Source organism: Pseudomonas sp. 2822-15, assembly GCF_002742515.1.
In the GTDB taxonomy this organism is placed as follows: domain Bacteria; phylum Pseudomonadota; class Gammaproteobacteria; order Pseudomonadales; family Pseudomonadaceae; genus Aquipseudomonas; species Aquipseudomonas salomonii.
In genome coordinates this window covers 155,598-178,653 of record NZ_LJRY01000170.1, presented here as the reverse complement: position 1 = coordinate 178,653, position 23,056 = coordinate 155,598, and the positions used below count along the sequence as shown (strand labels likewise).

Here is a 23,056-nt window from a genome sequence, read left to right as displayed (position 1 = left end):
GCCAATTTTGATTGCGTGAGCGCCAATCTATAGTGAGCCCCAGGACACCACAAGCCATGGGATGTACACGATGAAAACCACCCTGCTGCACCTCGCCCTGATCGGTGATTACAACCCTGACGTAACGGCCCACCAGGCCATTCCCGTGGCGCTGCAACAGGCTGCCGACACCTTGGGGCTGAGCGTGCAGTTGCACTGGCTGGCGACCGACTCGATCACCCCGGCCACCGAGCTGCAGGCTTTTGACGGCTTCTGGTGCGTGCCCGCCAGCCCCTACCGTGATGCCGACGGCGCACTGCGGGCGATTCGTTTTGCCCGCGAGCAAAAACGCCCCTTCCTGGGCACCTGCGGTGGTTTTCAACACGCGGTCATCGAATATGCCCGCAACGTACTCGGGTGGACGGATGCGGAGCATGGCGAACTGGCGCCCGAGGCCCAGCGCGCGGTTATCACGCCGCTGGCGTGTTCCCTGGTCGAGGCCACCGGCAGCATCCGCCTGATGCCCTACACGCGCATCGCCGAGGCCTACGCCAGCCTGGACACCCACGAAGGTTACCGTTGCAGCTACGGCATCAACCCCGCGTTCGCCCATGCGTTGCTCGAAGGCGACCTGATCCCCAGCGGCCACGATTCGGCGGGCGATCTGCGCGCCGTCGAACTGCTGGACCACCCGTTTTTCGTCGCTACCTTGTTTCAGCCCGAACGCGCGGCACTTAAAGGGCTTACGCCGCCACTGGCGGTTGCCCTGCTCAACGCCTGCCAGGCGCAATCGGTATGATCGCCAACACGCCCGCCCCACCCTATTACGCAGTGATTTTCAGCTCGTTGCGTACCGAAGGCGATCAAGGCTATGGCCAGGCCGCCACGCGCATGCTGGAACTGGCGCGCGAGCAACCGGGGTTTCTGGGTGTTGAGTCAGCGCGGGAAGACGGCTTGGGCATCACCGTTTCCTACTGGGCCAGCGAAGCGGCGATTTTGGCCTGGAAGCTACAGGCCGAACACAGCCAAGTACGCGAACAAGGCCGCGCCCATTGGTACTCGACGTTTCACACCCGCGTGTGCAAGGTGGAGCGGGCTTACACTTTCCAGCGTTGAAACACAGCCTCACCCCCCCCTGCAAAACCCTGTGGGAGCGGGCTTGCCTGCGATGCAGACACCTCGGTGTATCAGGCACACCGAGTTGATGCCATCGCTGGCAAGCCAGCTCCCACAGGTTGACCTCCACTTGCCTGGAACTAGCTCACCAAACTGCGCAACGCGCTGATCTGCGGGATCTCCACCCGGCGCATATACGCGCGCAACGGCTCGGTGATGTTGATTCGGTCATCGATATTCTGGTCCAGCAGCAACTGCAGGCGCTCGCGCGACAGGGTCATGGTGTGGTCGGCGGCCGGCAGCCAGACAAATTCGGCGGTGGGGATGATGCCGTCATCGGCCACGTCCATGCCGAAGGCGTCTTCGCTGAAACGCACGATATAGCGGCCGGTTTTGCGGTTCAGGCCGACAAAACCCTGGAGTTGGTCGGCGGCCTGGCAGATAAGCTCGGAAGTGATGCGCATGGTAAACCTCACTGAAAAGTCCCACAGGGACTGGAAAGATGGTTTACACGCGTGGCAGAAATTACTGCCCTCTGACGGGGCAGCTTCAGCCAAGAATACTGCAACGCAGCACAAAAAAGCCCAAAATAAGCCTCGTGAGTAGCTTAATGTCGGTTTGGTGATAGCGCCTTTCGCAATCAATTGTTAAAAAGGACGCCTTCTCAAAGTTACCTCCACGAAAGGACTTCGCATATGCCTGTTACGTTTACCAAGAGCGCCCTGCTGCTCGCTCTGATGCTCGGCCTTGGTCAGGCACAGGCTGCCGACCCGATCAGCCCGGCTGAATTGGCGACAAACGAAGGCATTCCGTACCCGGCTGTCATTGCTCACCGTGGCGCATCCTACGACGCCCCCGAATCCACCGCCGCTTCCTACAAGCTCGCCCGCGACCTGGGTGCCGACTACCTGGAAATGGACCTGCAACGCAGTAAAGACGGCGTGCTGTTCGCCTTGCACGACAACAACCTGCAACGCACCACCGACGTGGCCACCAAGTTCCCCGAGCGTAAAGACGCCCCGGCCAACGAGTTCACCTGGGCCGAACTGCGCACCCTGGACGCCGGCAGCTGGTTCAACGCCGCCTACCCGGACCGCGCCCGCCCGGCGTTTGTCGGCCTGAAAATCCAGAGCCTGGACGAGATCATCAAGATCGCCGAAGGCAACCCGCAGCACAAACCTGGCCTGTACATCGAGACCAAGGAGCCCAAGCAGTTCCCGGGCATCGAAGCCGACCTGAAAAACAAGCTGCTGGATAAAGGCTGGTTGAGCTCCGCCGGTTCCAAGCTGGGCAAGAGCAACACCGGCGTGGGCCAGGGAAGAGGCCGCGTGGTGCTGCAGACGTTTGAAAAAGACAGCTTGAAAGAGCTGCAAAAAGAAATGCCCAACACCCCGAAAATCCTGTTGTTGTGGGTCGGCCCAGGCAGCATCGAGCCTAAATCGGCACAAACCTTCGCCGAATCCGGCGAAACCACCAAGGCCGCCTACTACGCCAAGCAAGAGCCAAAAGACGCCGCCGAGTTCGAAAAATGGGTGGACGAAGCCAAGAGCCTCGGCGCCATCGGCACCGGCCCTTCGGCCGAGCTGACCAACCATGGCGACCAGAGCTACACCGACCTGGTCAAGCCTGAAATGAACAAGCTGACCCACGACAAAGGCCTGCTGGTGCACGTCTACACCGTCGATGAGCCGGTGGACTTCGAAAAAGTCATGAAGGCCGGCGTTGACGGCATCTTCACCAACCGCGCCGCCGAACTGCTGAAGTTCTACAAGCGCTGGCCTTCGTCGAGCGTGCAGGACCTGCTCGAGGACAACGGCTACTGAGTAATTGGTGGGTGTCATTGCGCCATTAAGGATGAATTAAGTTGCGCTGGTTAATCTGGCGCCACTTAAACAGCTCACCGAAGAAGGACACACACTATGAAAACCCTGACCGCCCTGTTCGCCGTCACCGCCCTGACCCTGACTGCCGGGTTGGCCCAGGCGGATGTTCGCCCTGACCACATTGAAGGTTTGCTCAAGTCCGGCGCCGTGATGCCGTTCGAAAAACTCAACGCCGCCGCCGTGGCCAAACACGCCGGTGCCAGCATCACCGACACCGAGCTGGACCACAACAATGGTGTATTGGTCTACGAAGTTGACCTGACCGACACCGCCGGCAAACGCTTTGAAGTGAAGCTCGACGCCAAGACCGGCGCCGTACTGGAAGACAAACTGGACACCTGAGTCATGGTTTAAAAAAACCGCGCCACGTTTAAAGTGGCGCGGTTTTTTTATGCCTGCTCGCCAGCCATCCCGAAGGGTTAATCACATTACACCGACAAAGCGCAGGCCTGGGCCTGGAAAATCCGCTGAGCGAGTTTTCAAATTGTCACAAAATCGTCATCACGCCTTGCAATGATTCGCCCACGCGAACCTGTGAAACGTCCTACAGGCGCTTTCTCTGCGAGCCGCCATGAACCACAGCATCGACCACAGCCACCAGGATCCCGATCTGTTTGGCTTGCTTTACGGTTTTCGTTTTCGGCCCGGTGAAAAGGGCGAGCAGATTGATTCAGCGACCGCGCTGGCCGCGTTAAAAGCGCCGCAAGACCCGGAAGAATTCCTGTGGCTGCACCTGAACCTGGCCCACGCCGCCTGCGAGCGCTGGATGCAGGCCAACCTGTCATTGCCCGACGAGTTTTTCGAAGCCCTGCACGAAGGCTCGCGCTCCACGCGTATCGAACACGTCGACTCGGCCTTGCTGGCGGTGGTCAACGACGTGGTGTTCAACTTCAGCAGCATGGTTTCGTCGGATATCTCCACCCTGTGGGTGTGCGCACGCAGCCGTTTGCTGGTGAGCGCACGCCTGCAACCGTTGCACTCGGTGGATAAATTGCGCTCATCGGTAAAGGCCGGTGAACGCTTTCGCTCGCCGCTGGAACTGTTGGTGCATTTGCTGCGCGACCAGGGCGAAGTGCTCACGCAGATCGTGCGTAAAACCAGTATCAGCGTCGACCATATCGAAGACCAGTTGCTGTCCTCACGCCTGTCCACCAACCGCGCCGAACTGGGTGCTGCGCGCCGGGTGCTGGTGCGCCTGCAACGCCTGCTGGCACTGGAGCCGGGCTCGCTGCTGCGCCTGCTGAACCGCCCGCCGCAGTGGCTGCAAAAAGAGGACGTGAAGGAGTTGCGCAAATCCACCGAGGAGTTTGCGCTGATCATCAACGACCTCACGGCCCTGGGCGAACGCATCAAGCTGTTGCAGGAAGAAATCGCCGCCAACCTCAACGAACAAAGCAACCGCACGCTGTTTACCCTCACGGTGGTGACGGTGTTGGCGTTGCCGATCAATATCATCGCCGGTTTTTTCGGCATGAACGTGGGCGGCGTGCCGCTTTCCACCGACCCGGAAGGGTTCTGGATCCTGGTGGCGCTGGTGGCGACGTTTACCTTGATTGCCGGGCGCTGGGCGTTCCGTAAACGCAAAGACTATTGAATTGAAATACAGTCAAAATGTGGGAGCTGGCTTGCCTGCGATGGCTATCTACCAGCCAACTTTTTGTTGCCTGATACACCGCTATCGCAGGCAAGCCAGCTCCCACATTGATTGCACTCTGACATTAGCTTTGCGGGGTTTTATAGATCAACGGTAGGCTCAATTCCTTAAACACTGACCTGCCGCAGCATCTCTGTAACATTCTGCAATGATCATCAGGAGCATCCTCCCCACACTGGATGCTCCGGCATGGCCACCCCTTCACTGACCGCTTCCGACGTCGTCTCACCCGCAGACCCCAAACCCCGGCTGGATAAAAAACCCGGCCTGCTCACGGTGATCATTTTCTTTGCCGTGCTCGCCATGGGCTTGTTGTTCACCGCCTACAGCCTGATGCACGACATGCACGAACTGGGCACGGTGGTGACCACCTGGACGCCGTTCCTGCTGCTGGGCGTGGCGCTGTTGATCGCCCTGGGTTTCGAGTTCGTCAACGGCTTTCACGACACCGCCAACGCCGTGGCGACGGTGATCTACACCAACTCGCTGCCGCCGCATTTTGCGGTGGTGTGGTCGGGCTTTTTCAACTTCCTCGGCGTGCTGCTGTCCAGCGGCGCGGTGGCATTCGGCATCATTGCCTTGCTGCCGGTCGAGCTGATTTTGCAGGTCGGTTCCTCGGCCGGCTTCGCCATGATTTTTGCGCTGCTGATCGCGGCGATCCTGTGGAACCTCGGCACCTGGTGGCTGGGCCTGCCGGCCTCGTCGTCGCACACGTTGATCGGCTCGATCATCGGCGTCGGCGTCGCCAATGCCCTGATGCATGGGCGTGATGGGACCAGCGGTGTGGATTGGAGCCAGGCCACCAAGATCGGCTACGCCCTGCTGCTCTCGCCGCTGATCGGTTTCGCGTTTGCCGCCCTGCTGTTGCTGGCCCTGCGCGCCTTTGTCAAAAACCGCTCGCTGTACAAGGCGCCCAAGGGCGACACCCCGCCGCCGTGGTGGATTCGCGGCGCGTTGATCGCCACCTGCACCGGGGTGTCGTTCGCCCACGGCTCCAACGACGGGCAAAAAGGCATGGGCCTGATCATGCTGATTCTGGTGGGTACGCTGCCGATGGCGTACGCGCTGAACCGCACCATGCCCGCCGAACAGTCCTTGCAGTTTGCTGCGGTGGCTGAGGTGACCCAAGTGGCACTGGTGAAAAGCGCACCACAAGTATTACCGGGCGACCCACGGCCGATTCTCTCGACCTATGTGCGCACCAAGGAAGCCACCCCGGACCTGGTGCCGGCCCTCGCCGCCCTCGCCGGCCAGATTGGTGACGAAGTCAAAGGCTACGGCTCCCTGGCTAAAGTCCCCGCTGAAGCCGTCGGCAACGTGCGTAACGACATGTACCTGACCAGTGAAACCATCCGCTTGATGGACAAGGGCAAGCTCGGCAACTTCGACGCCGACACCCAAGGCAAGCTCAAACTGTTCAAAGACCAGATCGACGCGTCCACGCGCTTTATCCCGCTGTGGGTGAAGATCGCCGTGGCCATCGCGCTAGGGCTGGGCACCATGGTCGGCTGGAAGCGCATCGTGGTCACGGTGGGCGAGAAGATCGGCAAGACGCACCTGACTTACGCCCAGGGCGCTTCGGCCGAGACGGTGGCGATGCTGACCATCGGTGCGGCGGATATGTTCGGGCTACCGGTGTCGACTACCCATGTGTTGTCCTCGGGTGTGGCGGGCACCATGGTGGCCAATGGCGGTGGCTTGCAGATGAAGACCATCCGCAACCTGCTGATGGCCTGGGTGCTGACATTGCCGGCGGCGATTCTGCTGTCGGGCAGCCTGTACTGGCTGTTCACCCAATTGTTCTGACCTGACACCGTTGATCGTTCCCACGCTCTGCGTGGGAATGCAGCCCCGGACGCTCCGCGTCCCAAAGCGTGACGCAGAGCGTCACAAGAGGCATTCCCACGCAGAGCGTGGGAACGATCCCTAGTGGCTGAAAAGTCCCGCCATCGCCTTGAGCCGCTTTTTGTAGACCCGCCGCGCCTCCAAGGCTTCCTCCAATGTCACCGCGACAAACCCCGCCCGCTGGTTCGGCTGCATCTGCCCGATCAAGTCCAGGTCGGCACTGATCACCGTGCCGATCATCGCGTAGCCGCCACCCGACACCGCATCGCGGTGCAGCACAATCGGTTCCAACCCCGCCGGCACCTGGATCGAACCGATCGGGTAGCAACTGTCAACGATATTAGAAGGGTCCGACCCCGCGCCAAACGGTTGTTCGCGCGGCTGAAAACTCAATGCACTGCCGCCCTTGAAACGGTAGCCGATGCGATCCGCCTCGGAGCCCACGGTCCACGGCTCAGCGAAAAAGCTGCTTTTTGCCGCATCCGTCAGGCGTTCGTAATACAGCCCCGGCACCACGCGCAAGGTCACATCGCCACCGACCGAACGGCGTAAGGCCATGGGCAAACTATTGCCCGCGCAGCCTGTTCCACTGGCCTCGCCGATCGGCAGTTCATCGCCTTCCTGCAAGCGTCGCCCGTCAAACCCACCGAGCGCGCCGAGGGTGTAAGTCGAGCGGCTGCCAAGCACCAACGGCACATCAATGCCACCGGCCACCGCCAGGTACGTGCGCGCGCCGGCCTTGGGAAACTCAAAGCGCAGCACCTGCCCGGCGCGCACTTGGAAAGCGGTGTCCTGATGCACCACTTCACCGTCCAGACGCGGCGACATCAGCGCGCCACTGAGCGCCACCAATGCGTCCTGGCGAAACTCCAGTTCAGGGCCGATCAACGTGCATTCCAGACCCGCCGCACCAGCTGGGTTGCCGACCAGATGGTTGGCCGCACTCAACGCGTACTGATCCAACGCGCCCGAAGGCGGAATGCCCAAGTGGTAATACCCTTCACGGCCCAGGTCCTGCACAGAGGTGGCGAGGCCGGGTTTGAGCACCTTGATCATGCCAACGCCTCCTGCAGGGTTTTCGGGTAGCCGATGGGGTCGGCGAGAAACGCGTCGAGGGAAAATTCCACCGGGCGGATACGCAGGTCGAAACGCCCCGCCTCCACTTCGGCCACCGCCAGGTCGTAGGCGTCGCGGTCCATCGGTTTGAACTGCACGATGTCACCGGGGCGGAAGAACACCATGTGTTCCTTGAGATACGCCAACTGCTGCGCCGGGTCGTAGATCGGCGCCGGGGTTACGCCAAACATCTGGTAGCCACCCGCGCCGCGTACCGAGTAAATGCAACCGAAACAGCCGCCATGGCCGAGGGTCAGTTTGGGCGTGTCGGTGCGCGGGCGCAGGTACTTGGGCACCTGCAATTGCCGCTCGCGCTCGACCATCTGGAACATGAACGGCAGGCCCGCCACAAAGCCGACCATCGACACAAACCACGGCGCGCCGCTGTGGGCGGCGATAAACGCGTCCACATCGGCCAGGCCGTTGATGCGTGCGGCGTATTCCAGGTCGGTGCCGCTGGGGTCTTGATGGCGGTCGCGAAAGCGCATCAGGGTTTCGTGGGTCCAGGGGTCGTTGTAGAGCACCGGGATTTCGATGATGCGCGTGTGCAAGGTGCGTTCGGCCACGGCCTGGGCTTCGGCGCTTTGCACGGCGTCGAGCAGTACATGGGGCGCGATGCGGTCGGGGTCGAAGCGAATCTGGAACGACGCATTGGCCAGGCACACATCCAGCACGCCCTCCAACGCCAGGCGCTCTACGGCGCGGGTCACGGCCATGCCTTTGAAAAAGGCTTGCAGGGACATACTGTCGCTGACCTCGGCAAACAGGTGTTCATCACCGCCGAAGCTGTAGCGGATGGGGGTGGTTTCAGCCATGTCTGTTCCTCTTGGAATCATTGTAGAAAGGCAGGCAAAAAGTGCTGTTTCGATCTTTTTATTGGGGTGCTTATTGAGGTGATCTGACTTCAATCCCAGCCTGGTCCAGGGCTTCGCGAGTGGCTTCCACCAACTCCAGCGCGCCGGGCGTGTCGCTGTGCAGGCAGATCGAATCGAATTCGATCAACAGGTCTTCGCCTTCTACGGTTCGCACCCGGCCGGTCTGACACGCACGCAGAACGCGCGCCGCAACGGTTGCGGGGTCAAGTGCGCGCACATTGCGGGTAAACACGATGGAGCCGCTCAGGTCGTACTCTCGGTCAGCATAAAACTCGCGCACCACCGGTTGCCCGAGTTCCTTGGCCACGCGCCAGATCACCGAGTTGGGCATGCAATAGAGCAACAGCGTCGGCTCGATGATTTGCAGGTTCTGCACCAGCAGCCGCGCCGCTTCTTCATCGCGGGCCAGGTGCATATAGAGCGCGCCGTGGGGCTTGATGTGTTGCAAGACCAAACCTTGGGCGCGGGCGATTTCGCGCAGGGCGCCGAGTTGGTAGAGGATGTCGTCCACCAGTTCCTGGGCCGGTGCATTGATGTGCCGACGGCCGAAACCCACCAGGTCACGAAAGCCCGGATGCGCGCCGATGCCTACGCCCAGTTGCCTGGCGCGTTCGACAGTGCGGCGCATGGTGCCGGGGTCGCCGGCGTGGAAGCCGGTAGCGATATTGGCTGAGCTGATATAGGCCATCAGGTCAAAGTCGACGCCATCGCCGATGGTCCAGGGGCCGAAGCCTTCGCCCATGTCCGAATTGAAATCCACTGCCTGCATCGAGGTTGCTCCGCCAAAAGGTGATGGCTGAAAGTAGGCTGGGGCTTGACCCCTTGGGAAGATCTATTATCAGATGGCCCATCTTCTGAAAATCAGATACCCAAAGATCGTTCCCACGCTCCGCGTGGGAATGCAGCCCAGGACGCTCCGCGTCCCAAAGCGTGACGCGGAGCGTCACAACAGGCGTTACCACGCAGAGCGTGGGAACGATCGGAGACCCAAAGAGCGTTCCACAAAGATCGTTCCCGCGCTCCGCGTGGGAATGCAGCCCAGGACGCTCCGCGTCCCAAAGCGTGACGCGGAGCGTCACAAGAGGCGTTACCACGCAGAGCGTGGGAACGATCGGAGACCCAAAGAGCGTTCCACAAAGATCGTTCCCGCGCTCCGCGTGGGAATGCAGCCCAGGACGCTCCGCGTCCCAAAGCGTGACGCGGAGCGTCACAAGAGGCGTTACCACGCAGAGCGTGGGAACGATCGGAGAAAGCCATGTCCCTGACCTTGCGCCAAGTGCGCTACTTCGTCGCCACTGCCGAAATCGGCCAGATTTCCCAGGCGGCGATCCACCTGAACATCTCCCAGTCGGCGGTGACCACCGCGATCAAGGAGCTGGAAGCGATGCTTGGCGTGCAACTGTTCGTGCGCTCGGCCCAGGGCATGAACCTCACAGACGCCGGGCGGCATTTTCTCAACCGCGCCTATGTGATCGTGCGCAGCGTGGATGACGCCCTCAACAGCCCGCTGCCCGACTACCGCGCCAGCGGCGTATTGCGCGTAGCGGCCAGCTACACGGTGTTGGGTTACTTCCTGCCGCATCACTTGCAACGCATGCAACACTGGCACCCGGACGTGACCATCGACGTCTTCGAGCAGGAGCGCCAGGCCATCGAACACGGCCTGCTCGACGGCCAGTTCGACATGGCCGTGGTGCTCACCGCCAACCTGACTCATGCGGATATCGTCTCGGAAATCCTGTTCAACTCCGAACGCCGACTGTGGCTGCCCAGCCATCACCCGTTGTGCGAACGCGGTGCAGTGAGCCTGGCGGATGTGGCGCAAGAGCCTTACATCCTGCTGACCGTCGACGAAGCCGAGCACAGTGCCATGCGCTACTGGGAACAGGCCGGGCAAACGCCCAACGTGCGGCTGCGCACCAGTTCGGTGGAGGCGGTGCGCAGCATGGTCGCCAATGGCAGCGGCGTGGCGATTTTGTCGGACCTGGTGCACCGGCCATGGTCGCTGGAAGGCAAGCGTATCGAAACCCTGACCGTTACCGACCCGGTCACGCCCATGAGCGTCGGCCTGGCCTGGCACCGCGAGCGCGCATTCACTCCGGCGATGCAGGCGTTTCGTGACTACTTCCACGACGCCTTCCTGGCGCCGCAGCAGTTGTCGGCGCGGCGTTAAATATGGTCCTGTAAGGTCGCCGCCAGCCACTCCATGAACACCCGCACCCGCAACGGCAAATGCCGCTGGCCGGCGTAGAGCATGGAGACATCCAGGGGCGGCGCGAGGTAGTCCGCCAACACCGAAACCAACTCGCCACTGGCCAATAAATCGCGAACGCCGAGCAGCGGCACCTGGATAATCCCCAAACCGCCGAGACACGCCGCCTGGTAGGCATCGGTGCTGCTGACGGTCACGCGCCCGGCCATGGCCACGCGCTGCACCTTGTTGCCTTGCAGGTACTCAAACCCGGCCGAGCGCGCACCGAGCGGCCGCACGTAGTGCACCAGTTGATGCTGCGCCAGGTCGGCAAGGGTTGCGGGCACGCCATAGCGTTGCAGGTACGCGGGGCTTACGCAGTTGACCGTCGGCATGCTGCAGACCTTGCGTGCAACCACGCTTTGGTCGGGCTGCGCGCCCACGCGCACCACGCAATCAAAGCCTTCAGCAATCACGTCCACCTGGCGATCCGAACTGCTGATTTCCATCTCCACCAGCGGGTGGCGCGCCATAAACGAAGGGAGCTGCGGCATCACCACGCCGCGCGCCATGGCATTGGGCATGTCCACCCGAATGCGCCCGGCCAATTGCGCTTCGTCCTGGCGAAACAGGCCTTCGAGCTCTTCCATGTGCGCGAGCAAATCCTTGCTGCGCTCATACAGCACACGGCCGTCCTGGGTGGCTTGCACGGTGCGCGTGGTGCGCTGCAACAGGCGCGCGCCCAGCAACGTTTCCAGCGCCTGCACATGCTCGGACACGGTGGAGCGCGGCAGGCCCAGGCTCTCGCCGGCCTGGGTGAAACTCGACAGCTCGGTGACGCGCACGAAAGTGCGCAGCAGCTCCAGTTTGTTCATGGGATTGTTCGCCTTATCCGACCAGTGATTCCGATATCAGCTTGTTTATCACGTTATGGGCGGACAAATACACTCAGTCCCACTGATCACCCCTGAGGACTACCCCATGACTCGTAAAATCGCACTCATCACCGGCGCCAGCCGTGGCCTTGGCAAAAGCGCCGCCTTGCACCTCGCCGCCCAGGGCGTGGATATCATCGGCACCTACCACAGCGCCGCCACCGAAGCCCAAGCGGTAGTAGCACAGGTTGAAGCCCTGGGCGGCCGCGCCGCCATGCTGCAACTGGATGTCAGCCAGAGCGGCAGCTTCGAGGCTTTCGTCGGGCAAATCGCTGCGGTGCTCAAGGACGTTTTCGCCCAGCAACATTTCAACTTTCTAATCAACAACGCGGGCATCGGCGCTCACGCAAGCTTTGCCGACACCACCGAAGAGCAGTTCGACAAGCTGGTGGCCATTCACTTCAAGGCGCCGTTTTTCCTCACCCAAAAACTGCTGCCGCTGATCAGCGATGGCGGGCGCATCATCAACATCTCCAGCGGCCTGGCGCGGTTCAGCCTGCCGGGTTACGCCGCCTATGCGTCGATGAAAGGCGCCGTGGAAGTGCTGTCGCGTTATCAGGCCAAAGAACTCGGCCCGCGTGGTATCACCGTCAACACCCTGGCACCCGGCGCGATTGCCACCGATTTCAGCGGCGGCGCAGTGCGCGATAACCCACAGGTGAATGCGATGGTGGCCGACAACACCGCCCTGGGCCGTGCCGGCTTGCCGGACGATATCGGCGGCGCGATTTCGATTCTGCTGGCCGATGGCAGCAACTGGATCACCGGGCAGCGCATCGAAGCCTCGGGTGGCATGTTTCTGTAAGCATTCTGCGCTAGCATCAATGCCTTCAGATCACTGACGGGCAATCACCGATGAGTTTTGATCCAGGCTTGGCCGGCGGCATGGGTGTATTGGCCGCCGTGGTCGACGGCGGCAGCTTTGCCCGCGCCGCCAACAGTCTGGAGATGACACCTTCGGGGGTCAGCCGGGCAATTTCCCGCCTGGAAAAGCGCCTCGGCATTCGCCTGTTTGACCGCACCACCCGCTCAGTGCAATTGACCGACGAGGGGCGACGTTTCTACCAGGAAATCGCCCCGCTGTTGGCCGGGCTGCAAGAGGCTGCCGATTCGGCGGCCGACAGCGCCCTCACCGTGCGTGGGCGTTTGCGGGTGAACATCGACCCGTATTTTTCGCGACTGGTCCTTGGCCCGGTACTCGGCGACTTCATGCGCCAATACCCGCAACTGCAACTCGACCTGCACACCCGCGACCAACTCGGCGACCTGGTGGCCGACGGCTTTGACCTGGCCATTCGCTTCGGCATCCCACAGGCGTCCTCGCTGATCGCACGCAAGCTGATGGAAGTGCGCGTGCTCACCGTGGCCTCCCCCGCTTACCTTGAGCAATACGGCCGACCCACGATCCCGCAAGACCTGGAAACCGGGCACATGTGCCTGGATTTTCGCGACTCGCAAACCGGTCGCCCGTTTGCCTGGGAATTCCACCGACCCGGCGAGCAAGTGATGGTGCGCACCAGCGGCCGCTTGGTGGTTAACGACGCCAGCACCTTGTACAGCGTGTGTGAACACGGGCATGCCGTGGCGCAAATGCTCGACCTCGGCCTGGACTCGGCGATCAAGGCCGGCAGCCTGGTGGAGTTGTTTCCCGACTGGCCGGACGAGCGTTTCCCGTTGTACGCCTATTACCCGTCGCGGCATTTGCCCGCCGCCAAGGTGCGGGCATTTCTGGCGTTTGTGGCCTCGCTCAAGCTTGGCTAGGTACACGGGACTGTACGAATTTTTCCCGCAGCACGTCATAACCCCAGTGGTACACATAGGTGTACGGCAGGAAGAACAACAGCACGCCGATGTCGAGGACGAAGGCTTGCAACAGGCTGATCTTCATCACTGCGGCAATCAACGGCACCGCCAGGATGATCAGGCCGCCTTCGAACAACAGCGCATGCACGACACGGGTCCTGCCGCCGTCGGGCCAGTGCAGGCGGGCCTTGAGGCGGTCGAACAGGCTGTTGAAAATCACGTTCCAGCTCAGCGCCAACAGGCTGATGCCCAGGGTCACCGCGCCCATTTCCAGGGCCGGCCGGCCGGTGATCCACACCAGCAGCGGCGTACAGATCAATAAGGCCAGCCCTTCAAAACCAATGGCCTGGCACACACGTTCAGTAATCGACTTGGTAGGGTTCATGACCCGGCTCCTTGAGTGACGATGGTTGCCATGATTACCCTTTGACTCGATACTTCATAACTAATAACCATCGATAAAGGCGATAGTCATGGCCTCCAATGAAGTGCTGCAGGCGTTTGTGCAGGCGGCTACCCAGGGCTCTTTTTCAGCGGCGGCGCGCAAGCTGGGTAAAAGCCAGTCCACCGTCAGCGCGGCCGTGGCGAGCCTGGAGATTGACCTGGATGTGCTGCTGTTTGATCGCAGCAGCCGCAAGCCGACGCTTACGCCCGCCGGGCATGTGTTGTTGCTGCGCGCCGAGCAGGTACTGGAGGCCAGCAGCCGCCTGGAGTTGGCGGCCAGTCAGTTGTCACAGGGCCTTGAACCCAAGCTGACCATCGCCATGTCCGATACTTACCAGTCCGACCGCTTTGAGGTCGCCCTCAAGGCCTTTGAACAGCGCCACCCGGACCTTGAGCTGGAATGCCTGATCGCTGAATGCGAAGACCTGATCGCCCTGGTGCAAAGCGGCCGGGCGCAGATTGCGTTTATCGAAAAACAAGACACTTACCCGCCCGACCTGACCGGCGCGCCGGTCGAAGAACGTACCGAAATTGCCCTGTTCGCCGCGCCTACGCACCCGCTGGCCAAGCTGAAGAACATCCCGGCGCAGACCTTGCAGCAACACCGCGAACTGCGCCTGGCCAGCATCATCAACCCGACCGAAACCCGCCCGAGCGGGCGGGTGTGGTCGGCGCCCAGTTACTTGATGCTGATGGAGATGGCGCAGCTGGGGTTTGGCTGGGCCCCGATTCCGCGCTGGTTGGTGGAGCGTTTTGGCGGCGACCACCTGGTCGAACTCAAAGCCCGCAGTTGGCCGCGCTCGGTGGCGGTGGATGCGCTGTGGTCAAGGCACCACCCACCGGGGCCGGCGGGGAGTTGGTTGCTGGGCAAGATGCTGGAGTGATGACCTCCAGCCACTGAGCTCCCACAGTTTTGATGTTCATTGTATGGGAGATTTGAGTTCGGCCAGGCGGCGTTCGAGGAAGCGTTTCTCTGGAGTTTGTTGAGTGAGTGAGAGGGCTTTTTCGTAGGCTTCCCGCGCATCTTCAACCCGCCCCAACTGTCGGCACAACTCCCCGCGTGCCGAATGCGCCAGGTGGTAATCCAGCAAATCCCCACGCTGCAAAATGCCCTCCACCAATTGCAACCCCGCCAACGGCCCCTGCCCCATCGCCACCGCCACCGCCCGGTTCAACTCGATCACCGGCGACGGCACTTCGCGCAGCAACACATCGTAAAGCCCGACAATTTGCAGCCAGTCCGTGTCCTCAGCCTGGGGCGCTTCGGCATGCACCGCCGCAATCGCTGCTTGCAGGCAGTACGGGCCAAACCGCCGTGTATTCAACGCCTGCTCCACCAGTGCGCAGCCTTCAGCAATCAAGGACGCGTCCCACACTGCGCGGTTCTGTTCATGCAATAACACCAACTCACCGTCGGCCGAGGTGCGCGTTGCTCGGCGCGACTCGTGCAGCAGCATCAGCGCCAGCAGGCCCATGACTTCCGGTTCGGGCAGCAACTCCAGCAGCAAGCGCCCCAAACGAATAGCTTCGCGGGTCAGGTCTTCGCGGGTGAGGTCGGCGCCCATGGACGTCGAATAGCCCTCGTTGAACACCAGGTAAACCACGCGCAATACGCTGTCCAGACGCTCGGGCAACTGGTCCAGGGTTGGCACCTGGTAGGGGATTTTCGCTTCGCGGATCTTGCCCTTGGCGCGCACGATGCGCTGGGCGATGGTGGTGGGCGTGGCCAGAAAGGCGCGGGCGATTTCTTCGGTGGTGAGGTCGCAGATCTCGCGCAAGGTCAGCGCCGCCTGGGCGTCGGGCGCCAACGCCGGGTGGCAGCAGGTGAAGATCAGGCGCAGGCGGTCGTCTTCCACGTCTTCCTCACTCCATTCAGCCGCTTCCAGCGTGTCGGCCTGCTCCTGTAATAACGGGGTGAAACGTGCCTGACGGCGCAGGCGGTCGATGGCTTTGAAGCGGCCGGTGGAGACCAGCCAGGCCCGTGGATTGTCCGGCACACCGTCTTGCGGCCAGCGCTGCACGGCAATTAAAAACGCCTCGTGCAGCGCCTCTTCAGCCAAGTCGAAATCACCCAGCAAGCGAATCAGCGTCGCCAGTACGCGACGTGATTCGCTGCGGTAAATCGCCTCGACCTGCGGGGTCAATCGGGCATGCCCTGGGTCACCAAAGCCACCATGCGGTCGAGGCTCTGGCCCCAGCCGTCATGAAAACCCATGGCTTCGTGGGCCTGCTTGTCGGCTTCGCTCCAATGCCTGGCGCGGGCGGTGTAGCGGGTCTTGCCGTCGACGGCTTCGAAGGTCACCTCGGCGGTCATAAACGGCTTGCCCGACGGGACCCAGCCCGGTGCATAGGCATCGGTAAACACCAGCCGGCTCGGCGCCTCGATTTCCAGGAACACGCCAGAAGTCGGGTACTCGGCGCCATCCGGCGCGCGCATCAAGGTGCGAAACAGGCCACCGACCCACAGGTTCATTTCGCACTCCGGCGTGGTCATGCCGTGTGGCCCCCACCATTGCTGCAACAGCTCGGGCGTGGTCCAGGCGCGAAACACCTTGCTTGGCGGTGCGTCGATCAAACGGCTGATGGACAGTTCAAATTCAGCGGGTTGGGTATTCATGGGTAAACCTCCTTCTTGTGGTTGTTGTGTTCAGAGATTCAATTGACGCACGGGGCGCACTTCCACACTGCCGACCCGGGCCGCCGGTATGCCGCCAGCGACCTGGAGCGCTTCGTTCAGGTCCTTGGCCTCGATCAGGTAAAACCCGGCGAGCTGCTCCTTGGTTTCGGCAAACGGCCCGTCTGTGATCGACAGCTTGCCGTTGCGCATGCGCACGGTGGTGGCGCTGCTCACCGACTCCAGCGGCTCGGCGGCGAGCATGCGGCCGCTGGCCTGGATGGCCTCGGCGTAGGCAAAGCACTCCGGGTCCGCCGGGCTGTCGGGCGAGGTGTGCAACACCGCTTCGTTGCTGTAGATCAGGCAGAGGTATTTCATGGCGCTCTCCGTTTTCGGACTACTGACTATAGTTCGTGGCAGTCAAGGTTTCAGGTCGAAGAATGCCGTGCCGCTTTCCATGTCGAACGGCGCCGACCAGTGCTCATGCACCACCTTCCAATGCCCGTTGATGCGCTGGTAACCGGCGGTCACGCGCATCCAGCACGCCTTCACCACGCCGTCCGGCCCGGCGCCGCCGCAGTGCGCCAGCCAGTGGGCAAACGCGCTGTCGGGTGCCTCGACGATATGCAGCTCATGAAACTCGAAAATGCCCGGGCCGGGGCAATGCTTCATGCATTCATCCCAATGGGCGCGGTAGGCGGCCTTACCTTTGAATTGCAGTGCGGTGACGGCATCGAACGAGACGATATCGTCGGCGTAATAGCTGACAATTTTGTCGATATCACGATCAAGTACGGCTTGTTTCCATTGTTCGATCAGGGTGTTGATTGCAGTGCTCATGGCGATACTCCTGGGGGTTGGAAATCACAAAGGACACCCGTAGTCGAACGGCCTCAGCGCAAATCGACAGGCCGCTGAAAAATAATTTCGCCTGCGGCAAACCCGCTAGAATCCCCACCTCTTTGTAGGATTTTGGATGCGCCCCCGATGGAAACCCGCCTCGTCGCCTACGAGACGCTGAGCCTCGTGCAAAAACAGCAGCTCGACACCCTGCAAGTGCACCCCGAGCAACTGCCGTATTCCGGCGATATCTACTGCGCGCTCAACAGCCTGCTGGTCAACCCCAAGCCCGGCGCGATCAAAGGCTTTGCCCTGCTGGCCGACGAAACGCCCGTGGCCTTCCTGTTGCTCAAACGCCCGCCCTGCCTGCCCCATTGGGCCGATGAACACAGCGCCACGCTGCATGCGTTGCAGGTGGACCGGCACCAGCAAGGGCACGGGTTTGGCAAAGCGTGTTTACAGGCATTGCCGGCGGCGGCCCTGCAGGCGTGGCCGCAGATCAAGGCGCTGGAGTTGTCGGTGGACGCGGACAATGTGGCGGCGATGGGGTTGTATCTGGCGGCCGGGTGGGTGGACAGCGGGGAGGCGTATAAGGGGCGGGTTGGGTATGAGCGCAGGTTGAGTTGGGTGTTTGGTCGGGATGGCATTGACAGCTTAAAAATGTAACGTATATATGACTTAACTAATCAAAAGTAATGAATACGTGACATGGACACTTCGATTATCACCCAACGCTTAGGCCAACAAGTTCGCTCCATGCGCCTCAACCGTGGCTATACACAAGCGGACCTGGCGAAACTTGCGGGCGTTACCCGGCAAAAACTGATCGAAATCGAGAAGGGCAGCCTCTCTGTTTCCATGAATGCCTATGCTCGCGTGATTGCCGCCCTGGGCAGTGAAGTCAAATTAGTGCCAGTGACCCTGCCGACGCTTGAAGAGTTAGAGGACTTGTTCAATGAATAGCCCCGCTCTTAGCATTCATACGCCTCAAGGCGATAGCGGCAGCGTATTGGTGGGCGCTGATGATTACCTGTTTCGCTACGATGCTAAGGCACAGGCCCAAAGCGCTGTCAGCCTTACCATGCCCGTGCGCGCCGAAGAATATCGCCGCCGCGAATTGCATCCAATCTTTCAAATGAATTTGCCCGAAGGCTACGTACTGGAACAGTTGCGTAATCGTCTGGCTAAAACGGTAAAAGTGGACCCGATGCTGTTGCTGGCCTTGTCAGGTAGCAGTGCACCGATTGGCCGGGTTTTCGTGATTTCCGATCAGATAAACGAACTAATCCAACGCAACGGTCCGCCCGCAAACGGAGAGAACCTGGCGGAAATTCTCGCGTGGGACGGAGCAGAAGACCTGTTCGCCGACTTGGTGGACCGTTACATTCTGCGAGCGGGCATTTCTGGCGTACAGCCCAAAGTGCTGGTGCCAGAAAAACCTCAAACTCCCGAGCAAAAATTCACCTCAAAAACCAACGACCTGATTATCAAAAGCGGGCGCGATGAGTTTCCGGGCTTGGCCGTCAATGAATACCTGTGCATGTCCATTGCGCGGGATGCAGGCCTGCCCGTGCCGCCGTTTTATCTGTCGCAGAACCATAAGCTATTCATCATGCGGCGCTTTGATCGCGACGAGCAGCTCAACCCGCTGGGTTTCGAAGACATGACCACACTGATGGGCCTGTCTGCCGAACAGAAATACACCAAGAGCTATGCCGCCATCGCCAAGGCCGTACGCGCGTTTTGCTCACCGGAAAACCAACGCAGCTCGTTGGACCAATTGTTCGATAGCGTGGCTTTGAGTTGCATCGTGGGAAATGGCGATGCTCACCTGAAAAACTTCGGTGTGCTCTACAGTGACCCGATTAAATTTGACGCGCGCCTGGCCCCGGCTTACGACATCGTGAATACCACCGCCTATATACCTGAAGACACACTTGCGCTGGATCTGTCCGGCAACAAATCAATGTTTGCCTCACGCTTGGGCATCATTGAGTTTGCAAGAACCTGCGAAATTGCAGAACCTCAGGCGCGTATTCAGGCGCTGCTTCAAACCCTTGAGGTCGTGCTCAAGCGCGAAGACGAATACTGTCGGTTAGCGCCTGACGTTGCAAAAGCCATTCGACAATCCGCCCAGAGCTACCAACAGAGCTTCGGTGGCTGAACGCTTCTGTACTCATCCAAGGACAAGGTGGTGAATATGCTGACAACCCTCGAACAACTCGAAACCCTCTACGGCCCCCCCCCACGAGGTCCGAAGCACCTTGTATTGATACCTCAGTCGGCACCGATTTACCGGTGCCGACAGCACCGCCGTCAGCCCTTTTCGCCAACCGGCAGCCAGATCTCCACCGTCCCCGTGCCCTTCTTCGCGTCGAAATCGGCGCTGTAGCGTTCGAAATCCGCGCCCATCACCTTGTAGCCCGAGTGCGGCAACCACTCGAACATGATGCGCTCGTAGGTTTGCTCCAGGTCCTGCACCCGCCCGTAATGCGGGAACACAGCATAGTTGAGCGGCGCAATTTCGATAGATTCAAAGTTGCTCGGCACGTCGCTTTTACTCGGGACTTCAACCCCGGCCATGTAGTCGAATTCACCATGGTGGGGGTTATGGCACACACCATACGTCACGCGCCCGACGCGCTTTTCAATGTCTTTGATGCAGGTGTCGAACAATTCCCACAGCTTTGGGATATCACCCACTGTGGCCTTTGAATAACGCCCTTGCACTCCAGCGATTACCAGGGCTTTACCGGCTTCCATGCGTGGCTCTAACGGTAGTTTTGCCTGCTGATCCATACGAACAGTCTCCTTCTTATGAGGGAACAAACCCGCATCGAGTATAGGGGCATATCCACGTTTCACTCCAAGTAGAAATTTTTCTTACGCATCTGGACAACTGGCCATCATCGACCGTATTGTCTGCCCCGCAGGCCACCGCAGTGGCCGACGTCGCTCGGACGGTTCCGGGCGCTTACGTACCTCGAGGCAACAATGGCCGACCTTGGTTCGCCGCGCCGCTTTGCGCGCATAGATCGACTCCCCCCTTACGTTTTTAATATCACTGCCGAGCTGAAGATGGCTGCGCGTCGGCGCGGCGAAGACATCATCGACTTGAGCATGGGTAACCCTGACGGCGCCACGCCTCCACACATTGTGGAAAAAATGGTCACCGTCGCCCAGCGTGAAGACACCCACGGTTATTCCACTTCCAAAGGCATTCCGCGTCTGCGCCGGGCGATTTCGCGCTGGTACAAAGACCGCTACGAAGTGGATATCGACCCGGAAACGGAAGCCATCGTAACCATCGGTTCCAAGGAAGGCCTGGCGCATTTGATGCTGGCAACCCTCGACCAGGGCGACACCGTGCTGGTGCCCAACCCGAGCTACCCGATTCACATCTACGGTGCCGTGATTGCCGGCGCCCAGGTGCGTTCGGTGCCGCTGGTGCCGGGCGTGGATTTCTTCGACGAGCTGGAACGGGCGATTCGTGGCTCGATCCCCAAGCCGAAGATGATGATCCTCGGCTTCCCGTCCAACCCCACCGCGCAGTGCGTGGAACTGGACTTCTTCGAACGCGTGATCGCCCTGGCCAAACAGTACGACGTACTGGTGGTGCACGACCTGGCCTACGCGGACATCGTCTACGACGGCTGGAAAGCCCCCTCGATCATGCAAGTGCAGGGCGCCAAGGACATTGCGGTGGAGTTCTTCACCCTGTCCAAGAGCTACAACATGGCCGGCTGGCGCATTGGTTTTATGGTCGGCAACCCGGAACTGGTCAACGCCCTGGCGCGGATCAAGAGTTACCACGACTACGGCACCTTCACCCCGCTGCAAGTGGCGGCGATTGCCGCGCTGGAAGGCGATCAGCAGTGCGTGAAAGACATTGCCGAGCAGTATCGCCAGCGCCGTAACGTGCTGGTCAAAGGCCTGCATGAGCTGGGTTGGATGGTGGAAAATCCCAAGGCGTCGATGTACGTCTGGGCCAAGATCCCTGAGCAGTATGCGGCCATGGGCTCGCTGGAATTTGCCAAAAAACTGCTGCTGGAAGCCAAAGTGTGTGTGTCGCCGGGTATCGGTTTTGGTGAGTATGGCGATGATCATGTGCGCTTTGCGCTGATCGAGAACCAGGACCGGATTCGCCAGGCGGTACGCGGGATTCGCGGGATGTTCCGAGCGGATGGGTTAGTCACTAAAGCCTGAGACGCAATGATCGTTCCCACGCTCCGCGTGGGAATGCAGCACGGGACGCTCTGCGTCCCCAAGCGTGACGCAGAGCGTCACAAGAGGCATTCCCACGCGGAGCGTGGGAACGATCAGTCAGTGATTACACCACCAACGACAGCAACATGATAAAGATCAGCGCCACCACCGACAGAATGGTCTCCATCGCCGTCCAGGTCTTGAACGTCTCGACCACGGTCATATTGAAGTACTGCTTCACCAGCCAGAACCCCGCATCGTTGACGTGAGACAACACCAACGAACCCGCCCCTGTCGCCAACACCAGCAGCTCACGGTTAACCCCTGGAATCATGCCCACCACCGGCACCACAATGCCTGCGCCGGTAATGGTCGCGACCGTCGCGGAGCCTGTGGCCACACGAATCACCGCCGCCACCAACCACGCCAGCAGAATCGGGTTGATCTGCGCGTTCACCGCCATATGGCCGATCACATCACCCACGCCGCTGGTCACCAGCATCTGCTTGAAACCACCACCGGCGCCGATGATCAGGATGATCGCGGCGGTCGGCGCAAGGCTGGCGTCGAGCAGCTTGAGGATTTGCTTGGAGTGAATGCCCTGGCGATGGCCAAAGGTGTACAGCGACAGCAGCAACGCCAGCAGCAACGCAGTGATCGGGTGACCGATCATGTCCATCCAGTTGCGAATGGCGTGGCCGTCCGGCAGCGCGACGTCGGCGAAGGTTTTGAGCAACATCAGGAACACCGGCAGCAGCACGGTGATCAGGGTGATGCTGAAGCTCGGCAGGCTTTTGGATTCCGGCTCGCGGGCCAGTTGGTCGACCAGTTCCTGGGACGGGTTGCCCGGAATGTACTTGGCAATAAACGTACCGAAAATCGGCCCGGCAATGATCGCGGTTGGCAGTGCGACGATCAGGCCGTACAGGATGGTCTTGCCGATGTCTGCGCCAAACACGCCGATGGCCAGCAGCGGGCCAGGGTGCGGTGGCACCAGGCCGTGTACCGCCGACAGACCGGCGAGCAGCGGGATGCCGATCTTGATCAGCGACACGCCGGTACGGCGCGCGACAATAAACACCAGCGGAATCAGCAGTACAAAGCCGATCTCGAAGAACAGCGGGATGCCCACCAGAAACGCGGCGAACATCATGGCCCACTGGACTTTCTCTTTGCCGAAGGCGCGGATCAGCGTTTGCGCGATCTGATCGGCACCGCCGGATTCGGCCATCATTTTGCCGAGCATCGTGCCCAGCGCGAGGATGATGCCGACAAAACCGAGCACGCCGCCAAAACCGTCCTGGAACGCCTTGATGATCTTGTCCACGGGCATGCCCGAGGTCAGGCCGAGGAAGCCGGCCGCGATGATCAGTGCAATGAACGGGTGCACCTTGAACTGGGTGATCAGAACGATCAACCCGATGATTGTGACCACTGCGTCTAGCAGCAGGTAGGACTCGTGGGACATGCCAAACATGGGGGGGGTTCTCCTGTTTGTTGTTGTTATTAAAGCCGGTGTTGAATGTTTCGCCGGGGGTAGCGCTACCTTTTCCGG

The 23,056-nt window shown here is 60.7% G+C and carries 26 protein-coding genes; 14 read left to right on the top strand and 12 right to left on the bottom strand.

The features are described 5' to 3' along the window. The first annotated feature begins 70 nt into the window (after positions 1-70). Both AOA59_RS06825 and AOA59_RS06820 read left to right on the top strand, forming a co-directional pair. Positions 71-778: a CTP synthase gene (locus AOA59_RS06825; RefSeq protein ID WP_177024266.1), complete on the top strand. Its 708-nt coding sequence runs from the start codon at positions 71-73 to the stop codon at positions 776-778. Continuing rightward, positions 775-1,095: an antibiotic biosynthesis monooxygenase gene (locus tag AOA59_RS06820; RefSeq protein ID WP_099486562.1), complete on the top strand. Its 321-nt coding sequence runs from the start codon at positions 775-777 to the stop codon at positions 1,093-1,095. Before AOA59_RS06825 ends, AOA59_RS06820 begins: the two co-directional genes overlap by 4 nt. 140 nt (positions 1,096-1,235) lie before the next feature. Here AOA59_RS06820 and AOA59_RS06815 read toward each other — a convergent pair whose 3' ends face one another. Further along, complete coding sequence (locus AOA59_RS06815) at positions 1,236-1,559, bottom strand: DUF2025 family protein (RefSeq protein ID WP_099486560.1); 324 nt, start codon at positions 1,557-1,559, stop codon at positions 1,236-1,238. A 231-nt stretch (positions 1,560-1,790) separates the two neighbouring features. On the opposite strand from AOA59_RS06815, the gene AOA59_RS06810 reads away from it, so the two are divergent. The 4 genes from AOA59_RS06810 to AOA59_RS06795 all read left to right on the top strand — a co-directional run bounded on the left by AOA59_RS06810 (position 1,791) and on the right by AOA59_RS06795 (position 6,438). Continuing rightward, entirely contained in the window at positions 1,791-2,918 is a 1,128-nt protein-coding gene (locus tag AOA59_RS06810) for a glycerophosphodiester phosphodiesterase (RefSeq protein ID WP_099486558.1), read from the top strand. A gap of 96 nt (positions 2,919-3,014) precedes the next feature. Beyond that, complete coding sequence (locus AOA59_RS06805) at positions 3,015-3,320, top strand: PepSY domain-containing protein (protein WP_099486556.1); 306 nt, start codon at positions 3,015-3,017, stop codon at positions 3,318-3,320. Between the two features lie 229 nt (positions 3,321-3,549). Beyond that, positions 3,550-4,572, top strand: coding sequence for a transporter (locus tag AOA59_RS06800; RefSeq protein ID WP_017137881.1), 1,023 nt, complete (start codon positions 3,550-3,552; stop codon positions 4,570-4,572). A 249-nt stretch (positions 4,573-4,821) separates the two neighbouring features. Beyond that, complete coding sequence (locus tag AOA59_RS06795) at positions 4,822-6,438, top strand: inorganic phosphate transporter (protein WP_099486554.1); 1,617 nt, start codon at positions 4,822-4,824, stop codon at positions 6,436-6,438. A 120-nt stretch (positions 6,439-6,558) separates the two neighbouring features. Here the strand turns inward: AOA59_RS06795 and AOA59_RS06790 are convergent, their stop codons facing one another. The 3 genes from AOA59_RS06790 to AOA59_RS06780 all read right to left on the bottom strand — a co-directional run bounded on the left by AOA59_RS06790 (position 6,559) and on the right by AOA59_RS06780 (position 9,237). After that, positions 6,559-7,533, bottom strand: coding sequence for a biotin-dependent carboxyltransferase family protein (locus tag AOA59_RS06790; RefSeq protein ID WP_099486552.1), 975 nt, complete (start codon positions 7,531-7,533; stop codon positions 6,559-6,561). Then, positions 7,530-8,408: an allophanate hydrolase subunit 1 gene (locus AOA59_RS06785; RefSeq protein ID WP_069788111.1), complete on the bottom strand. Its 879-nt coding sequence runs from the start codon at positions 8,406-8,408 to the stop codon at positions 7,530-7,532. The genes AOA59_RS06790 and AOA59_RS06785 overlap by 4 nt, the downstream gene beginning before the upstream one ends. A 70-nt stretch (positions 8,409-8,478) precedes the next feature. Then, positions 8,479-9,237 carry a 5-oxoprolinase subunit PxpA gene (locus AOA59_RS06780; RefSeq protein ID WP_099486550.1) on the bottom strand — a complete coding sequence of 253 codons (759 nt, stop codon included), beginning with the start codon at positions 9,235-9,237 and terminating at the stop codon, positions 8,479-8,481. 486 nt (positions 9,238-9,723) lie between these two features. Here AOA59_RS06780 and AOA59_RS06770 point away from each other — a divergent pair, with 486 nt between their 5' ends. After that, positions 9,724-10,641: a LysR family transcriptional regulator gene (locus tag AOA59_RS06770; RefSeq protein WP_017137886.1), complete on the top strand. Its 918-nt coding sequence runs from the start codon at positions 9,724-9,726 to the stop codon at positions 10,639-10,641. Here the strand turns inward: AOA59_RS06770 and AOA59_RS06765 are convergent. After that, positions 10,638-11,534: a LysR family transcriptional regulator gene (locus AOA59_RS06765; RefSeq protein ID WP_099486547.1), complete on the bottom strand. Its 897-nt coding sequence runs from the start codon at positions 11,532-11,534 to the stop codon at positions 10,638-10,640. The two genes, AOA59_RS06770 and AOA59_RS06765, sit on opposite strands and share 4 nt — an antisense overlap. 106 nt (positions 11,535-11,640) lie before the next feature. On the opposite strand from AOA59_RS06765, the gene AOA59_RS06760 reads away from it, so the two are divergent. Next, entirely contained in the window at positions 11,641-12,399 is a 759-nt protein-coding gene (locus AOA59_RS06760) for an SDR family NAD(P)-dependent oxidoreductase (protein ID WP_099486545.1), read from the top strand. Between the two features lie 50 nt (positions 12,400-12,449). After that, on the top strand, positions 12,450-13,355 hold the full coding sequence (locus tag AOA59_RS06755) for a LysR family transcriptional regulator (RefSeq protein WP_099486543.1): 906 nt from the start codon (positions 12,450-12,452) through the stop codon (positions 13,353-13,355). Here the strand turns inward: AOA59_RS06755 and AOA59_RS06750 are convergent. Then, the gene (locus tag AOA59_RS06750; protein WP_065932231.1) at positions 13,342-13,782 is read right to left on the bottom strand and encodes a multidrug/biocide efflux PACE transporter; all 441 of its coding nucleotides are present in this window, start codon (positions 13,780-13,782) and stop codon (positions 13,342-13,344) included. The two genes, AOA59_RS06755 and AOA59_RS06750, sit on opposite strands and share 14 nt — an antisense overlap. 88 nt (positions 13,783-13,870) lie before the next feature. On the opposite strand from AOA59_RS06750, the gene AOA59_RS06745 reads away from it, so the two are divergent. Next, positions 13,871-14,725, top strand: coding sequence for a LysR family transcriptional regulator (locus tag AOA59_RS06745; RefSeq protein WP_065932232.1), 855 nt, complete (start codon positions 13,871-13,873; stop codon positions 14,723-14,725). 36 nt (positions 14,726-14,761) lie between these two features. On the opposite strand, the gene AOA59_RS06740 is transcribed toward AOA59_RS06745, so the two are convergent. Genes AOA59_RS06740 through AOA59_RS06725 form a run of 4 tightly spaced genes read right to left on the bottom strand, consistent with a single transcriptional unit; the run spans position 14,762 to position 17,295 of the window. Then, positions 14,762-15,985: an RNA polymerase sigma factor gene (locus AOA59_RS06740; protein WP_099486541.1), complete on the bottom strand. Its 1,224-nt coding sequence runs from the start codon at positions 15,983-15,985 to the stop codon at positions 14,762-14,764. Continuing rightward, the gene (locus AOA59_RS06735) at positions 15,982-16,458 is read right to left on the bottom strand and encodes an SRPBCC family protein (protein WP_099486540.1); all 477 of its coding nucleotides are present in this window, start codon (positions 16,456-16,458) and stop codon (positions 15,982-15,984) included. The genes AOA59_RS06740 and AOA59_RS06735 overlap by 4 nt, the downstream gene beginning before the upstream one ends. A gap of 30 nt (positions 16,459-16,488) precedes the next feature. Continuing rightward, entirely contained in the window at positions 16,489-16,833 is a 345-nt protein-coding gene (locus tag AOA59_RS06730) for a YciI family protein (protein ID WP_099486538.1), read from the bottom strand. A 42-nt stretch (positions 16,834-16,875) separates the two neighbouring features. Then, positions 16,876-17,295, bottom strand: coding sequence for a nuclear transport factor 2 family protein (locus AOA59_RS06725; protein WP_099486537.1), 420 nt, complete (start codon positions 17,293-17,295; stop codon positions 16,876-16,878). Positions 17,296-17,442: 147 nt separating this feature from the next. On the opposite strand from AOA59_RS06725, the gene AOA59_RS06720 reads away from it, so the two are divergent. The 3 genes from AOA59_RS06720 to AOA59_RS06710 are packed head-to-tail and all read left to right on the top strand — an operon-like array spanning position 17,443 to position 19,459. Further along, the gene (locus AOA59_RS06720) at positions 17,443-17,961 is read left to right on the top strand and encodes a GNAT family N-acetyltransferase (protein ID WP_099486535.1); all 519 of its coding nucleotides are present in this window, start codon (positions 17,443-17,445) and stop codon (positions 17,959-17,961) included. A 42-nt stretch (positions 17,962-18,003) separates the two neighbouring features. Continuing rightward, complete coding sequence (locus AOA59_RS06715) at positions 18,004-18,258, top strand: helix-turn-helix domain-containing protein (RefSeq protein ID WP_017135431.1); 255 nt, start codon at positions 18,004-18,006, stop codon at positions 18,256-18,258. Beyond that, positions 18,251-19,459, top strand: a complete 1,209-nt coding sequence (locus AOA59_RS06710) for a type II toxin-antitoxin system HipA family toxin (RefSeq protein ID WP_099486533.1) — start codon at positions 18,251-18,253, stop codon at positions 19,457-19,459. The genes AOA59_RS06715 and AOA59_RS06710 overlap by 8 nt, the downstream gene beginning before the upstream one ends. A 152-nt stretch (positions 19,460-19,611) precedes the next feature. On the opposite strand, the gene AOA59_RS06705 is transcribed toward AOA59_RS06710, so the two are convergent. Next, positions 19,612-20,094 (bottom strand): GyrI-like domain-containing protein, encoded by a 483-nt coding sequence (locus AOA59_RS06705; protein ID WP_099486532.1) that lies wholly within the window; start codon positions 20,092-20,094, stop codon positions 19,612-19,614. 195 nt (positions 20,095-20,289) lie between these two features. Between AOA59_RS06705 and alaC the strand changes: the two genes are divergently transcribed. Further along, positions 20,290-21,501, top strand: coding sequence for an alanine transaminase (gene alaC, locus AOA59_RS06700; protein ID WP_099486530.1), 1,212 nt, complete (start codon positions 20,290-20,292; stop codon positions 21,499-21,501). 124 nt (positions 21,502-21,625) lie between these two features. Here the strand turns inward: alaC and AOA59_RS06695 are convergent, their stop codons facing one another. Continuing rightward, positions 21,626-22,978 carry a GntP family permease gene (locus tag AOA59_RS06695; protein WP_058421449.1) on the bottom strand — a complete coding sequence of 451 codons (1,353 nt, stop codon included), beginning with the start codon at positions 22,976-22,978 and terminating at the stop codon, positions 21,626-21,628. Between the last annotated feature and the right edge of the window lie 78 nt (positions 22,979-23,056).